Origin of the sequence: Gimesia algae (genome assembly GCF_007746795.1) — a bacterium.
GTDB classification, from domain to species: Bacteria; Planctomycetota; Planctomycetia; order Planctomycetales; family Planctomycetaceae; genus Gimesia; species Gimesia algae.
Genome location: NZ_CP036343.1, coordinates 7679711 through 7695017, shown reverse-complemented (window position 1 = coordinate 7695017; position 15307 = coordinate 7679711). Strand labels below are relative to the sequence as shown.

At 52.4% G+C, this 15307-nt stretch carries 13 protein-coding genes; 12 read left to right on the top strand and 1 reads right to left on the bottom strand.

Annotated elements, in window-relative coordinates:
- The first annotated feature begins 5 nt into the window (after positions 1-5).
- The 3 genes from Pan161_RS29345 to Pan161_RS29335 are packed head-to-tail and all read left to right on the top strand — an operon-like array spanning position 6 to position 1747.
- Positions 6-905: a phage tail tube protein gene (locus Pan161_RS29345; protein WP_145232266.1), complete on the top strand. Its 900-nt coding sequence runs from the start codon at positions 6-8 to the stop codon at positions 903-905.
- A 54-nt stretch (positions 906-959) separates the two neighbouring features.
- Entirely contained in the window at positions 960-1364 is a 405-nt protein-coding gene (locus Pan161_RS29340; RefSeq protein ID WP_145232265.1) for a hypothetical protein, read from the top strand.
- Positions 1365-1384: 20 nt separating this feature from the next.
- Positions 1385-1747, top strand: coding sequence for a hypothetical protein (locus Pan161_RS29335; RefSeq protein ID WP_145232264.1), 363 nt, complete (start codon positions 1385-1387; stop codon positions 1745-1747).
- A gap of 223 nt (positions 1748-1970) precedes the next feature.
- Here Pan161_RS29335 and Pan161_RS29330 read toward each other — a convergent pair whose 3' ends face one another.
- Positions 1971-2249, bottom strand: a complete 279-nt coding sequence (locus Pan161_RS29330) for a hypothetical protein (RefSeq protein ID WP_145232263.1) — start codon at positions 2247-2249, stop codon at positions 1971-1973.
- A 21-nt stretch (positions 2250-2270) separates the two neighbouring features.
- Here Pan161_RS29330 and Pan161_RS30810 point away from each other — a divergent pair, with 21 nt between their 5' ends.
- The 9 genes from Pan161_RS30810 to Pan161_RS29280 are packed head-to-tail and all read left to right on the top strand — an operon-like array spanning position 2271 to position 15274.
- Positions 2271-4208 (top strand): coiled-coil domain-containing protein, encoded by a 1938-nt coding sequence (locus tag Pan161_RS30810; RefSeq protein WP_197995584.1) that lies wholly within the window; start codon positions 2271-2273, stop codon positions 4206-4208.
- Entirely contained in the window at positions 4205-4915 is a 711-nt protein-coding gene (locus tag Pan161_RS29315; RefSeq protein WP_145232261.1) for a hypothetical protein, read from the top strand. Before Pan161_RS30810 ends, Pan161_RS29315 begins: the two co-directional genes overlap by 4 nt.
- Positions 4916-4927: 12 nt before the next feature.
- Positions 4928-7798 carry a hypothetical protein gene (locus Pan161_RS29310; protein ID WP_145232260.1) on the top strand — a complete coding sequence of 957 codons (2871 nt, stop codon included), beginning with the start codon at positions 4928-4930 and terminating at the stop codon, positions 7796-7798.
- Between the two features lie 8 nt (positions 7799-7806).
- Positions 7807-9888 (top strand): hypothetical protein, encoded by a 2082-nt coding sequence (locus Pan161_RS29305; RefSeq protein ID WP_145232259.1) that lies wholly within the window; start codon positions 7807-7809, stop codon positions 9886-9888.
- On the top strand, positions 9888-11222 hold the full coding sequence (locus Pan161_RS29300) for a hypothetical protein (RefSeq protein WP_145232258.1): 1335 nt from the start codon (positions 9888-9890) through the stop codon (positions 11220-11222). Before Pan161_RS29305 ends, Pan161_RS29300 begins: the two co-directional genes overlap by 1 nt.
- A complete protein-coding gene (locus Pan161_RS29295) occupies positions 11222-12250 on the top strand; it encodes a hypothetical protein (protein ID WP_145232257.1) in 1029 nt (342 codons plus the stop codon). The genes Pan161_RS29300 and Pan161_RS29295 overlap by 1 nt, the downstream gene beginning before the upstream one ends.
- A complete protein-coding gene (locus Pan161_RS29290; protein WP_145232256.1) occupies positions 12247-14145 on the top strand; it encodes a hypothetical protein in 1899 nt (632 codons plus the stop codon). Before Pan161_RS29295 ends, Pan161_RS29290 begins: the two co-directional genes overlap by 4 nt.
- Positions 14142-14630 (top strand): class I SAM-dependent methyltransferase, encoded by a 489-nt coding sequence (locus tag Pan161_RS29285; protein ID WP_145232255.1) that lies wholly within the window; start codon positions 14142-14144, stop codon positions 14628-14630. The genes Pan161_RS29290 and Pan161_RS29285 overlap by 4 nt, the downstream gene beginning before the upstream one ends.
- Complete coding sequence (locus Pan161_RS29280; protein ID WP_145232254.1) at positions 14630-15274, top strand: class I SAM-dependent methyltransferase; 645 nt, start codon at positions 14630-14632, stop codon at positions 15272-15274. Before Pan161_RS29285 ends, Pan161_RS29280 begins: the two co-directional genes overlap by 1 nt.
- Positions 15275-15307 lie beyond the last annotated feature (33 nt).

Genomic DNA, 15307 nt, shown 5'->3' with positions numbered 1-15307 from the left:
ATACCATGACCACACCATCCATTGGTACTTTGGGGCAAGTCGCGATCGACAGTGCTCTGCCGTTTGACACGAGTTCTATTCCGCTCGAAATTGTGCTCCCCGAGACTCTGCACGAAGAAGCGGAGATCATCGAAACCAATGGGATGCGGGGCACCGTCGAACACAATAAGGAACGGACTCGCGAAGGACTCAAGCGGGTTTCCGGGTCTATCAAAGTTCCCTGCTCGCGACTGGCTCTGGATACCCTGCTGCCCTATATTACTGGATCGGCAGAAAGCACCAATGTATTCGCACTTGCTGACTCCCTGCCTGAGTTTGTCATGATGATCGATCGTGGAGCAAAGGTTTATACCTACTCGGGCTGCCGCATTGCCCGAGCGAGCTTCAACGGCACTCAGGGGCAGATGCTCTTTCTGGATCTGGATATCGAAGCAGAAACGGAAACGACTGGTGCTGCTGGCTCTTTCCCGGCTCTCACAATGCCCACCGAAAAACCGTACATCATGAAAGATGGGGTGCTCACTCTGCAGGGTGATACCAGGTTGTTTAACAGCTTCAATCTGACTATTCAGAACCAGCTAAATACTGAACTGTTTGAGAACGGTTTGACGCGTTACGACATCCCTATGGTGGACCGTATGATCTCTCTGGCAACAGACCATCCATGGGATACGGATAATACTGACCTCGTAGCACAGGCCCTTGACGGGGCAGCAGCAACAGCCGTGTTTACGAATGACGCTGCATCCGGAGACGTTCTGACGTTCGCCATGGCAGCAGTGCAGTATCCCAATAAAACACCGACCAACCAGGGCAGGGACGTAACCAGACTTCCGCTGGAAGGAATGGTTCGCAGTTCGGGCACAACCAAGCCGCTGATCATCACCAACGCTCACTCAGCTTAAAATATAACGACTTCTTTAATTCACCATTCTTAATTTAAAACTAGAAAGATTCAGATGGTAGCCAAGAATTACATTGCGGACGGATACACGGAAGATGCCCTGATCAGTGGAGTGCCCAATATGCACGGGCCTGTCCGGTTTGCGTTCCGGGTCATGCTAAGTGACAAAATCCGGGAGATACTGAGTTCATGGGACTTGTTATCTGCTGCAGAGAAGACACGTCGGATCCACGCCGTGATTGTAAAGCAGGTTGTCAGTTGGGACTTGGAAGAAGACGGAAAGCCTCTGCCGATCAATCAAGACACACTCGTGCACCTCAAGAGGAATATCGTCGAGCGGCTATTCAACATAGTGATGCAGTTGGATACGTCGGACGAAGAAACGAAGATAGAAGAAGAAATCGACTTCGACAAACTGCTTGGCACTACCTCACCTGAGGAAGAAGACGCAAAAAACTAATCGAAGGGGTGGGGCTGATCATGCTCCACCCCGAAGTTGCCTTCCGGTCCTGTGAACACTGTTTGAAGTACATCTACAGCGAGGATACAGGGGAGCTGCAGACGTTTCGCGGCGAACCTGTAGAGCGTGTTTTACCGGCCCCCTGTCACAATCCCAAGCATCCGAAGGGCTGCCCGAAGGGGACTCCTGAGAACCCCAAGACATTGAGCCTTAAGAACCAGAAAGCCTACCAGCATTGGAGAGAGTGCAAGGCCACCGGCAACTTCCCCGACGATGATATTGTGAGACACAATGCCGCGATACTTCAGGATATGGCAGACTCCGCAGCAGAACAAAAGCAGTTTCAGTTGTTCTCAATGATGATGACCGGGAAGGGTATGTGATCTTGACGCCCCCGATGCATTCCAAACAATCACATCTGTCTAACGATTACTGATATGAATTTCCCCAAAAGGATGCAGCCTGTGCACACAATTAAGAAGATGGCCCCATATGCCAAGTTCTCTTTGAGGGCGTGCTTCTCTGCGGCTTTGAGTTGCTGCTCAGCCTGCTTGATGCGATCGGCTCTGGCTGTTGCTGCTTTGTGGGTGGGGGCTATCGGGCGGATCATCTAACACACAGATAAATCAGGTAGCCAGAGGCGATGGAAGTGATGAGAAATACGATCAGGTTGAAATTGAACTCCGCGACTTTGTTCTTTGCATGGATGTGGAGTTGCTGGACTTCGGGGGGCATGGCTTCGAATTCTTCTGCTTCGCGTTGTTCGCGTTCCTTGACCTGCTTGGGGGTTTCTAATCCACCGTATTTGACCATCAGCCAGATGGCAAGGATGACTATGGGAATTCCAAGAGTACCAAAAACTAGTTCGATGGTCTTTTCTGACATAGCATCGCTCAGAGGAAAATAATGGTTGACGTGCAAAGAAATGTGATTATCTCCCTGAAATTAGCGGGAGACCCAAAGAACCAGACTATCGCAGAACAATTCTCACTTCAAGCGATTTCTGCCGCATCTCAAGCCGAGGTTGCCGCCAAGCGAACCCGTGACATGAATTCTCGCAATGAGAAAGGCATGACCAAGGATGCGAAAGACGAGTCTGATAAAAGAATTGAGCAGTACGCAAAGGACATGGAAGCGTACGATAAAAGAAGAAAGCTCTTTGCAAAAAAACTAAAAGAGTACGATCGTACCAGGATTGAATCCAACCAAAAGGCAAATGAATCTGCTGTGGAAGCCATCCAGGGTATGGCTGACATGGCAGAGGGCATGGCCAAGCTCGGGCTGGTCTCCGAAGAAAACTTTGAGAAGTTCGCCAAAAACTTCGAGATGATCCAGAAAGGGGTTCGCGTCTTCAAGGGAGCTACTGATGTCTGGTGGAAGGGTCGCGAGGCCCTGATTGCATTGAGTGCCGCGACGAAAGCCCAGACAGCACACAATAACCTGCTGGCAGCCAGCAACCTAAGAGTAGGTGCAACTCAAGTAGTGGGCGGTGTCGCGGGGCAGGCAGGAGGTGCGGCGGCTGGGCGTGCTGGCGGTGGAGTTGTTGGTGGAGCTGTCGCAGGCGCTGCCGGCGGGGTAGGCGCTGGTGCCGTTGGTGGCGGGTCTGTGCTGGCTGGTGCTGCCATAGTGGGAAAGATGGCTGCCGTGGGGATTGGGTTAGCGGCCTTGGGATTAGCATTACACGATGGTGCAAAAACCGTCCTTGGGGTCTTTTACGATTTTGGGGAAAACAGCGGTCGAGCCAGCGGTGCTATTCTTGATTTAAGGAAAGCCTCAAGTGATGCAGCGGAAGCCGTAAAGAAAACGGCTGAAGCAGAGAAGAAGCGCGAAGCCCTGATCAGGGATCGCGACCGCTACACCAAAGAAGAGACCACACGCCTCGGCCTGCAGAGTCAGCTATTGTCATCAAGCAATCGCGTCAGTGAAGCCAAGGGGATAGCCCGTAATGAAACCGGGCTTCAGAACGCGGAACGCGTCAGGCTGGAAGCAGTGCGTGAAATCCAGCTCGCAGAAGCAGAGCTGGCAGATCGCCGTATTAACGAAGAGAACCGCCTGAATCATAATCGCCTGGCGAGCAATGATCTTGCGTTAAGGCTTCTGAACGATCGGGAGTCAGCGCAGAAACGGCTCTACGATGCTGAAGTCAACCGACTCAATATCATCCGATCTCAGAACCAGGCAACCGAAGCAGCCCTGAAGGCGGACCGGGAAAGGCTGGTCACTCTTCAGGAGCAGAAGCGTCTGGAAGAGAAAGGATTAAACGCCAAGTTGGGCGAACTCAATCCCGGCCTGCAGAAACATGCCATCGGAGTTGCGGAAAAGATCAAGTCCGGTAAAGAGCTGACTCTACGCGACATCAATATCATGAAAGAAGCGGGTGTCGGTCAGGATCAGATCACCAACTATTACTCGAAAAAAGGCAGCAAGCTGAAGGGGGCAGACACCTTCACGGAAGTCTTCGGGTCACGCCAAACCAAAAACGACATCGCAGATGCCCAGGAGCGAGCCGATGAGAACCGTCAGAAGCTGATCGAAGGTAAAAAGCTGGAAGGGGTGGCCGGTCAGTCAGTGACTTCAAGTGCGAACAACCTCGATCAGGTCACTCAGGCACGCGTGAAGTTCGAGGCCGAACTAAAGCTCATGTTTACCGATCTGGTAACCGGATTGGGGAATAGCGCTAATGATATTCGTCAGGCCAACGCGGACGCAGTAGATGCCATCCACCAGCAGAGCATGGCTACTCTGAGCGGCATAAAGGCAATGCAAGCCGAAATGGAAAAGAGTCATACAGATATGCAACAGCAGTTCGCGCAATTCCAGTTACAGCAGAAGAGCTATCAATGATCCTATCGTATGGCGACGACGATCGCCCAGACAATGAGGCCAATTGCATTATCTCCCGCGCCGGTCTGGAAGCGGAAGATGGATTCATCTACGGCTATACCGAGAAGTGGGATATCACGGGATTTCTTCAGGCCGATTCAGATTCCGAACTGGTGGAAGCATTCGCTGCCCTGCTTGCAGCGTATTCCATTCAGGGGCAAGACCTGGTCTGGAAAAAGGGATCGATGGTGATGCATCAACTGATCAGCGCCAACACTTTGACCGGGACTCGTGTCACAGTTCTGCCGCACTTCCCCAACACTGGCAACGGGGAACTGACCACCTTCCGCAGTTATGCCATCAGTGTAGAAGCCGACGTATCGTTTCAGGAGATCAATCTCGATGCCCCGCAGGTCCTCAAGTACGAGGAGTCTTTTAACACAACGGGCTCAGGAGGTCCGAGGTTCGGACTGCTCCCGACGATCACCGGCTACTACCAGCGCCAGCAACTCACAGAGACCTCTCCCATCACGATTGTGCAATCGGGCATGAAGGTTGGGCTCGGGGCATACCCGACTCCCAATGTACCCCTCTACCCCGATTACGAACATGTAGACCGCAGACAAATCAACCAGGGAACCGTCCGACGTAAAAACGGGGTCGGACTGGAATATCCCATTCACTGGAACTACACATTCGAACGCAATCAGGCGTTCCCAACTGCATAAAGGATTATCATTATGGCTTCACACGAATGGAACGGCGGTGCTCCTACAACTGCCCGCGTTGTTACGATCACGATTCCCGATGAAGTTTCAGAAGGGATGGTAATCACTGCCATGATCGGTCTGCAGCCACTATCTTATACAGTGCTCGCTGATGCGACGGCAACCAGCGTTGCTGCAGCGTTCGTCAGTCTCTGGAATGCTTCCACGGTTTCGGAGTTTGCAGAGATTACGGCGGCAGTTGGAACGGCTGCAGGTACTTTTACGCTGACTGCAGATACCGCTGGCAAGCCGTTCGTGGTCTCGTTCAGCATGACAGGCGGCACCAACGAGATCCAAATTTTCACAATTGTGGGTACTCCGACAGGAGGTACTTTTACGCTGGCGTTCGGCGGTCAGATTACCAGCGGACTTGCATACAACGCATCAGCAGCAACAGTACAAACTGCATTTACCGGATTGAGTACGGTTGGTTCTGGCAATGCCACGGTGACCGGCTCAGACGGTGGGCCTTACACCATTGAGTTTGTAGGCGATCTGGCGGGCGAAAACGTCTCTGAAATCGGGGCAAACGGTGACAGCTTAACCGTAGCCGCAGAGACTCAGGTGGTTGACCTGGGCGGCGCGACAGGCGGCACGTTTACCATTCAGTATGGTGAATCAGGCACACCATCATCGAATCTCGCGTACAACATTTCAGCCGCAAACCTCAAGACCGCCATTGAATCACTGACCGGAATTGCCGTTGATGACGTGGGCGTTTCAGGGTCTGACGGCGGGCCATTTACGCTGACCTTCCAGGGTTCATTCGTGGGCGTGAACGCAGACAGCTTTGTGGTTAATGGGGCGAATCTCACAGGTGGTCTGATGGATGACGTGACGATCGCAGAACAGACGGCAGGCGGTGGCGGTGGTAATGAAGTCTGGACGATCTGGGAGAATGACCCCAACAATGAAGAGGGACATTTCAGAATCACTGGTGACACAGATGTTTCTGGCGGCACATTTGATCTGTCGGTTGAACTGACTCCCAGTGGGGCTGGATCGGCAGACACATTGCTGAATATGACTGACATTCCCTACGATGTCACAATTGCAGGATTTCAAGGTCTGATCGACACCAATATTGCTGCAAATGATTTTTCTTCATATGGGAAACTCATCAGGGTTGTAGGTGCGTCGTCTTCAGCGGGGCATGACTTGACCAGTGGGGCGACTTGGCATCTTTATATCAGGAACTACATCGGGGCAGACAGCTTCAGTGCGTCGATTGACTCTGGCAACCTGACTGGCGGTGGAAGTTACACCGAATCCGAGTTCACAGAATTTGTAGAACTCTACTCAGACTGGCACGCTGGCACATGGAATATCTTTATCAATGGCGAGGCAACTACAGCATTGGCTAATAATGCAACAGCGACACAGGTCAAGACGGCACTTGAGGCATTGTCTTCTATTGGGGAGGGGAATGTAAACGTCGAATACCTCTACACTGACTGGTATCATGGAATCAGACTTACCTTTCAGGGCGATCTGGCGAATCAGGCAACCGATTTGACGGTAGCTTTGTCCGGCAGCGGCGTCATTGGCTATTGGGTAAAGAACTGGGCAGGCGCAGCAGGCACAGCCGAAGTACAGCGTATCAGTATTTCCGGCTCTCCCGGTTCTGGTGAGTTCAGTATCTTTTATGGTACAGGAATCAGTCAGGCGATTGCCTACAATCAGACCGCTTCTGAACTGGAGGACATCTTTGAAGCAGTCTCTACGATTGGCACGGGCAATGTCACCTGCTCGGGCGGTCCGTTCCCAGACTCATTCATTGACGTGACCTTTGGGGGCAATCTGACAGGTACAGACTTATCGTCGATGGTTAAAAATCAGGGGTCTGTTGAGACAACTCAGGAAGGTGGAACAGCTCCTTACATGACAGTCACGACGACAACGGCACCAATTCTTCAGACTGAAACAACAGCCAATTCCGGCCCGAACTGCTGGGATGTGGCAGGCAACTGGAGCACGAACACGGTGCCTGAAACGGGCGATACGGTTTATATCAGTGAATCAAGTGTCAGCATCCTCTATGGCCTCGACCAGTCCGCTGTCACGCTGGCTGCCCTGATCATCGAACAGACCTTTACGGGCGATATCGGCCTGCCTCGCACGAACACAGGCGGCACAACTTCATATTCCGAGTACCGCGACCAATACTTAAAGATCGGGGCCACTCTGCTCAACATCGGTGACAAGCAGGGCGATGGATCGGAACGTCTTAAAATCAATCTCGGCACCGTTCAGACGACTGCTCTGATTACCAATTCCGGAGACAGCCCAGACGGTAATACCCCTGCGATTCTGCTGCTCGGAACGCATGCCAGTAATGTGGTCAATGTCAACCGGGGGCACGTCGGTATTGCTTACTACCCCGCTGAGGTCTCAACCGTGGCGACCTTACGACAGGCATTCTTCGACGATGCTGCGAATGATACGATCGTCTTCTGCGGCTCTGGTGTGTCATTCACCGATGTGGTTAAGAGTGGTGGGGAACTGACTTTGAACTCCGCGACAACTACCTTCGAACAGACTGCAGGCACAACCACGATTTACGCAGGGGCTCATGCGAATCTCAACATCGTTGATGGTGGGTTGAATTACAACTCGACCGGCACGGCATCGCAGATCGACATTGCCGGGGAAGCAGTGCTGAACTTCAACCAGGATCGCCGCGCAAAGACCGTGACTGTGATCAACAAATACTCTGAAGAGTCCGAGGTCTACGACGACTCAAAAGCGATTGGTGATCCAGTGATTGTGATGCACAACGTAAGTGACCTGAGCACACTGCATCTGGGATCTAATTACACCGTCACTATCACCGCCGTCAGCTAAGGACCGTCATGAGCAACTTTGATCAGGGTATCGGCTCTGTCATTTATCCGGGCATTCAGCAGATCGTCAGTGCGAACTATTCGCGCTCGCACGGCATTACGCCTGACGTGTGTCAGATCGAAATGGCTCCTCAGACACTCGATGCCAGTGACCCCGATTACACGCCGATTGAGCCAGACGGATATCTGCTGTTTCAGTTCGACGAATACACGAACGATGCCCGCACAGGCCACACGCAGATCCTCCTGCAGGGCTGCCGACCTGACAAAGCGAATGTCAGGCGCTCGGCAACTTCGATTAACTGGACGATTCCGGTCTATGACCGACGCTGGAAGTGGAAGTACGGCAGCTTCTCGGGTCACTGGAACGTCAAGAAAAATGGCGTGATCGAACCCCGCAAAAAGAAAACGCCGCGTGAACTGGCTGACATGTGCCTGGAAGCGATGGGAGAAAAGAACTACGACACCCGCGACCTGCTGGATCTGGAAAAGAAACAGGCACTCCCGTATCGCAATCAGATTTTTCCTGAAGTACACTGGGACCGCATCCCCCCGGCACAGGCTTTAAACGAACTGGTGACGCTTCTGGGCTATCGTGTCTGCTTAGGCTGGGATGATCGGGTGCGAATTCGCAAGTACGGTGAAGGGGCACTGCTGCCCACTGAGGACCTGATGTCAAGTGGCTTTGAAGCGAACCTGCCGGAAACACCGGATTCCGTCACGGTACTCGGTGGGATCTCCATGCATGAAGCACTTTGGGAACTCGAACCGGTTGGACTGGATTTAGACGGTGACTGGCGACCCCTCTATCATCTGAGCTACACACCCAAGAACGAAGAAGGCGTACTAGACTGGAGTATCTCTCCCCCCCCGACATTGTCGATGATTCGCAGCAAATTCGACGAAATCAAGTACGACAAAAAACCATCTGATGCTGAATACAAAAAGCGGAAGGATCAATACGCCCTTGCTGTTGAGACTGTTTATAAGTGCTACCGCCTGAAGTATCCTGCGGGCACGGCTGAAAAAGAGGTGCTGCGCAAGAAGTACGATGATCTGGGTGCTCAGCTGGGGGAACTGGTCAACGATGGGGGCCGTCCAGGCGATAAGAAATATGACAAACTGCAGGAAAAGTATTCCGAAGCACGCCGCGAATTGTTTGCGGGGTCCAAGCCTGTGCTCCCCGGACCGCAGCAGGTCAACCCCCGCACCGGCAGGAAAGGTAATTACATCCTCGAAGACTTCGAGCAGATCCTGCCGATTTTTGAGACCCGTGCAGAACTGGCAATCGACTCCTATTCCCAGAAACTGATTCGCCGACCTCCTGAAATCAGCGGGAAATACTTCGACCCGCAGAGCCTGACCAACACACTGACTGCGGATGAGAAGCTGCACACCATCGAAGTGAGTCAATTCAGTGTAATGCCTGAGTTGGGCATCATTAAATTCAATCAACCGCTGGTACAACACCATACCTTCGAAGACGAGACCTATACCGACGCTGCGGATTTGCACATAAAGATTGCTACCCCTCTAAAGAATTTGGTCGGGGAACCGGCTCGCTTTACGCACACCGAAGAACTGAAAGCCAAATACCGCACAAAGCCCGCACCGCTGCCCAGTGGATTGAAAGACAACCCCCGTAAACTTCCCGGTGGAACTGATACGAAAGTCGTGATCAAAAACGAAATCGTGCAGGCTTATCAGGCAGTGTATGAACTCAAGACAGCTTTTTTTGTTAATGATTACTTTCAGCTGATTGAGGTGCTCGACAATAACGAAACCGAAGAGCTGGAGAAACAGGCTCTCGCCGCGATCGATGTGGAGAACATCAAGATTAAATCAGAAGATTCTGGATCGGGAGTCTACGCGGGGCTGAAGAAAATCGAACTGGATGGCGCCATTCAACAGGTGGCCATCCAGCGCACTGATTCAGGCGGCATGACCACCATCGTCTCCCGTAACTCAGAAGTAAATGTGGTGGTGCCGGACTTTGACCAGAGGCAAAGAAATCTCGCCTTAAAAGACATGATCACCAAACACAACGGCACCGTTGATAAAACCGAACAGGTCAACACGAAAGGGACATAATGTTTGATTCTTCCCAAGACAGTCCCGGCCAGTGGTTCACCTGCTTGAATGTGGGCGACGATATGATCGTCGATAAAGACAGCCGCCGCAAAGACAAAGACCTGTTGATTCCTCCCCGTTCACTTGTCGAAGTCGTGGGAATCCGTAATCTGAATGATGATCACCTGGTGCACGAGATCCGTTTGCCGGTCGGGATCACCGCACCCGGTCAGAATGAAACCCCCGGCGAAGACGGGAACGTCCCGAAGTATGTCACCAACGGCATTAACTACGCTTTCACAGGCCCTGCCTCAATTGGCAAAGGGTATCAGGGGCGAATGACCTACACTCCCGCATTCGTGCGCTACGAAGGCGATGAGAGCGACAACGAAAAGATCTTCGGCAGATTCGTCAGGGACCCGAACAGCAGGCTGTCAGACGCGACCCTCGACGGTCTGGAGAAGCTTTACGGCACAGGCATCGTGCAGCAGTTGGTCGGTGATCCAGCGGGGCACCTGAAGCTCCCCAACGATCTGACCAAAGCTAGCCGGTTCCAGATCCAGCACCAGCTGCTCGGGTGGAATGTTCACGGGATCTACAAACTCACTACAGGCGTGAAAAAAGAGGACAAGGACAGCACGGAGAATCTGTTCGCGTTCGTCGCTCCGGCGAATCAACTCGCAGTACCGCCGCCGATTCATTTTATCACGAAGGAACCATATTCAAATTATGTGGTGAGAACTTACGAGTCCGACAGCTACGATTACGATGGCGATCTGAGATCCGGGCAGAAGTACGCTGTCCGCGTTGATGGTGACAATCCGGTGCCCGTATCTGTGCTTCATAAAGACACTGGCGGCAATGACAAGATGTGGGTCTCGTTTGTGGGTGATGATGTTAATGGGTCGATCAAGCTGGCGATGGGGGACTCAGAGACATCCAAAATCAGTCTTACATCTAGCGTACTGACACCTGCCTATCTTGCGGAGAAAATCGGGGAATTGCCCGGTATCGATGCGGAAGATCTGAAGGTATCTATCTGGCCGGGACGCTGGCTGATTGAATTCGCGGGTAAACTGGCGGGGCAGGTGTTCGACGAGTTCGAAGTGGATATCCCGGAAGCTGCGGTCTTTGATGTGTATGTATTTAAAACTGATCTTGCGGATGCTGAAATGGATGCCGAAGTGCATTACCCTATTCCGCTGATTGGTGAGTGGGATGGTGACGACAACACTGTGAATGACGCAGTCGCACCGGGCTCGCTGGGAACTGCCCAGTGGTTCCCAGGTGAAGGTTGGGTATCTGACGTGAATGAGTGTCGCGACTACAACGGTGACGGGAGCCCGGAACTCTGATGTCAAACTCTAACTGTAATTGCTCGATGAGCCTGATTCAGAAGCAGTGCCCGCGTCGGCAGTTCGATTGCCATCGCTGTGCGGCGAAGTTACAGAACTCAGAGACAGTCTGGGAGCTGACGGTGCCGACTTTCAAAGACTGGCTGTATCATAACTACGATGGTGACGCTTCTATAGGCGAAACCCCGTTTGTCGAGAATGAACCCGGTTCATCGTCGATAGTCATGTATTCGATCTACCAGAAGATTCCGAAGAAAGCAGATGGCTCGCTGCTCAACTGCAATTTTGAAGCGGATAGCAATCTGGCATATACAGTTCCATCGAGTTCAGCATCTGATGCAGAGTGGCCTGACTGGGTGTCTGATTACGGCATCGACCGCGAAGAATTAGTCGGATCCTATGGTAGTTCGATTCCATTTTATGTGCCTGGTGGGTTCGATCCCCCGTTGCCATCGTGGACATCGTTTACCCGGCACCATGACGCATTAATACACTTTCTCACGCTGATTCTTGAAGATAGTAATGTGGTGACTCCGGGAGCATGGAGAATCAGTCTGGACATCATTCAGACGGCAAACTTTATTGATACAGTGCAGACCTCAACTGTTGTTTTCGGCAGCATTGAAGACCGGGACGCATATATTGCAGGGCTGGGCGAGCGGGCATATTCGGTTATCGATGACCCGCCGTCTGTCGATTTGTTGAATACCTCCGCTGCCACCGCTCTGGGTTCAGGCACATGGCCGGGAGTCTACAAAGCCCCTGACGATTTCACCTGCCCGATTGCATCCGGGGTGACGTATCGGTTTTTGAATATCATTCCTTACGATCTGCCGCCGCTACGAGTGGCAAGTGTGGACCCGGTGATTCCAGAGGGTTACGGACAGCCAAAGTCAGGAGTGATTTACCCGCTGAAGCCAGACAGAGACGCAACCACTGAGGGCGAGAGTTTTGATCTGGAAGACTACTTCGCCCCTCCCTACATCGATGTAAAACACGTACCAAGATCTGACCAGGACGTAGAATGACACCCGAAGCAAAACAACAACTCTGTGAAGTCTGCGAATTCAAACGCAACTATTTCTGCCGGAAGCACGGTGATGAAATCCGACGAATTATCAAATTCCGTTCCACGTGTGAGGGCTGGGGAAATGCAGAGCAACCGCTGCCCGATCACACTGGAGAACTGGCCGTTGTGGCCTGCTACTTCAATCCCTGTAATTACGATTCGATCAAGCGAAATTATTTTCATTTTCGCGAGCAGCTGAAAGGCGCGGAACTGTTCACGATCGAGCTGTCCTTTACAGGGGAGTTTGTGATTCCCGATGCCTTACACACTACAGGCAATGAGGACAACGTAATGTGGCAGAAGGAACGGTTGCTCAATATTCTGGTCGAGTCACTACCGGAGCGGTTCACGTCGATCGCGTGGATAGATGCTGATGTGCTGTTTCTGGAAGACGACTGGGCCGCCCAGGCGAAAGCGATGTTGCAGCAGTTGTCCGTGATTCAGTTGTTTCAATCGGTGGAAATGACCGACTCAGCAGGTATCGTCATTGAGACACATCCCGGTGAAGTCTTCCAGAAGCTGCGCAACCTCAAGACCAGCACATACAAATCAGGTTATGCCTGGGCGGCCAGGCGCGAACTGTTCCCCCTTTACGATCTGAACATTATCGGCGGCGGTGATTCATATATGATGCACACCTGGCTGGAATCTATCTTCGGATTTAAAAAGCGTATCACGCCTGCGCATGAGCGAGCATTTAATGCCTGGGCTCGAAAGCAGCAGCAACTGGTGAAGCGTCGCGTCGGACACCTGCCGATCACAATCAGACACCTGTGGCACGGCACGCGTGAGAATCGGCGGTATGTCGAACGGGCGAACTATCTGCTCGACCATGACTTCAACCCCGATACCGATGTCAGGATCAATTCAGACGGACTCTGGGAGTGGTGTAGTAACAAGTTGGAGATGCACGGGCAGGTGGCGGGTTACTTCGAGCAACGGAACGACGACGAACTATCCAAGCCAACCATCAGAACGGGTCGGTATGCACCGATCAGGAATATGGCAATCGTCTCCTGCCATTTCAACCCCTGTGGTTACAGAGCCCCTGTCGAGAACTGCCGAAGGTTTCTGCGGGAGATCGAACATCCTGTCACGCTGGTAGAGCTGAGTTTCAACGGCCAATTCGAATTCGAGGATTCTATCAAAATCCATGGCGATGAAACCAACCTGATGTGGCAGAAAGAGTGGTTGATCAATATCGGGATTCAGTCGCTTCCGGAAGACGTGGACGCGGTTGCCTGGATCGATGCCGATCTGCTGTTCAATAATCGCAACTGGTTTGAAGAGGCAAAACAGCTGCTTGAAAAACACCAGGTACTGCAGTTGTTTCAGTACATCGATTATCTGGGACCGGATCAGTCGTCAGTGGTACGGCGGTTTCACAGCTGGGCAGAAAAGAACCGCCTGGGGATTCGCGATTATGGTCCGCCAGGCGGGGCGATCGCGGCGCGGCTCGATGCCATTCCGAATGGAATTTATGACCGGGAAATTCTCGGCAGTTCCGATACTCGATTCATCGCCTCGCTGGTTCCAGATAACACATGGATTGAAAGACAGTTCGCCAGCCTGCAGCGTCCCTCTGCTGAATTCGCCGCATGGAAACAACACCAGTTAAACATCATCAATTCGGACGTGGGCGTGGTCTCCGGAAAGATCCGGCACCTGTGGCACGGCTCTCGAGAGAATCGGGGTTATGAAACACGCATCGATATTTTGAAACGGAATCAGTTCTGCAGCTCTGATGTTGCCATTGATGATAACGGTCTGTGGTGCTGGAACAGCGACAAGCCGCAGCTGCGCAAGGAACTGAAAGAATATTTCTCAGGTAGACGGGAGGATTCACCTGTATGAGCTACTGGGATGAACGCAAGGAGTTGAACTACTATCAGATCGTCAAGCAGTGGCTCGAACCGTTCGGCGGCACCCTTCTCGATGTGGGGTGTGCTGACACGCCGGTTGCTCAGTGGGGTGAATTCGACCGAAGGATTGCCGTCAACGATCAGTCGTTCCCGGAGATGGACGGCGTCGAATGCATCCAGGTGGACTGGCTGGAATGCGACCGGGCTGCCGACGTGATTACCTGCCTGCAGGTATTAGAGCATTTTGAAACGAGGGTGCTGATTCCGTTCGTGGACAAGATCTTCAGCAGTTGCGAAACCGCGATCATCAGTGTGCCGTACATGTGGACTACCGGGGCCTGCCCTGGTCACGTTCAAGATCCGATCAGCGTGCGAAAGTTTATCGATCTGGTGGGACGCTGTCCCGCTCGTCTCGATATCGTGAAAGATTCCAGCCAGGAGCGTTTGATCGCTCTGTTTAAAAAGGATTATGCGTAATGCCAGAGATTCGAAACATTGGCCATTATGATCGGAAGTACGCCACCAGCGATTTTGATTACAGCCCAGAACGGGAACGGGGCTGGCTGCAGGAACATCTGATTGACCGGTTCGATTTAAAGCCCGGTGATAGAGTACTGGATCTGGGTTGCGGCAAGGGCCTGCATGCGTCCCTGCTGTCCAGTTTCGGATTAAACGTGTTCGGTGTCGAACTGTCCGCCGAAGGCGTTAGGGGGGCGAATGCACGCGGTTCAACGGCGGTTTTCATCAACGCCAGCGCATCGGATCTACCGTACCACTTCGATACAGGGTATTTCGATCTGATCTACTGCCGAGGAATGAGCTGGTTTCATCGGGAATTACACGAGGTCTGCCCATCAACCGGGGTGAATGTTTCAGAGCACGTCCCGAAAATCATGGAATTCATACGACCGGGCGGGCTGTTCGTCCTGCAGATCTGTACGGACTTCACTGGGCGGTGTGCTGATGATGGCGTAATCTATAACCGCCTGAGTGATTACATTGATCTGTTTTCCCCACATGGAGAGATCGTGCATCTGACGAACTGGGCCGGGGTGGGTTTACTCGATGATGAACAGGCAGCAGAGGTCAAGGGCGGAATTGTGATCGCGACGCAGAAATAGTATTGTACGACTCTACTGATTGAGCTGATTTTG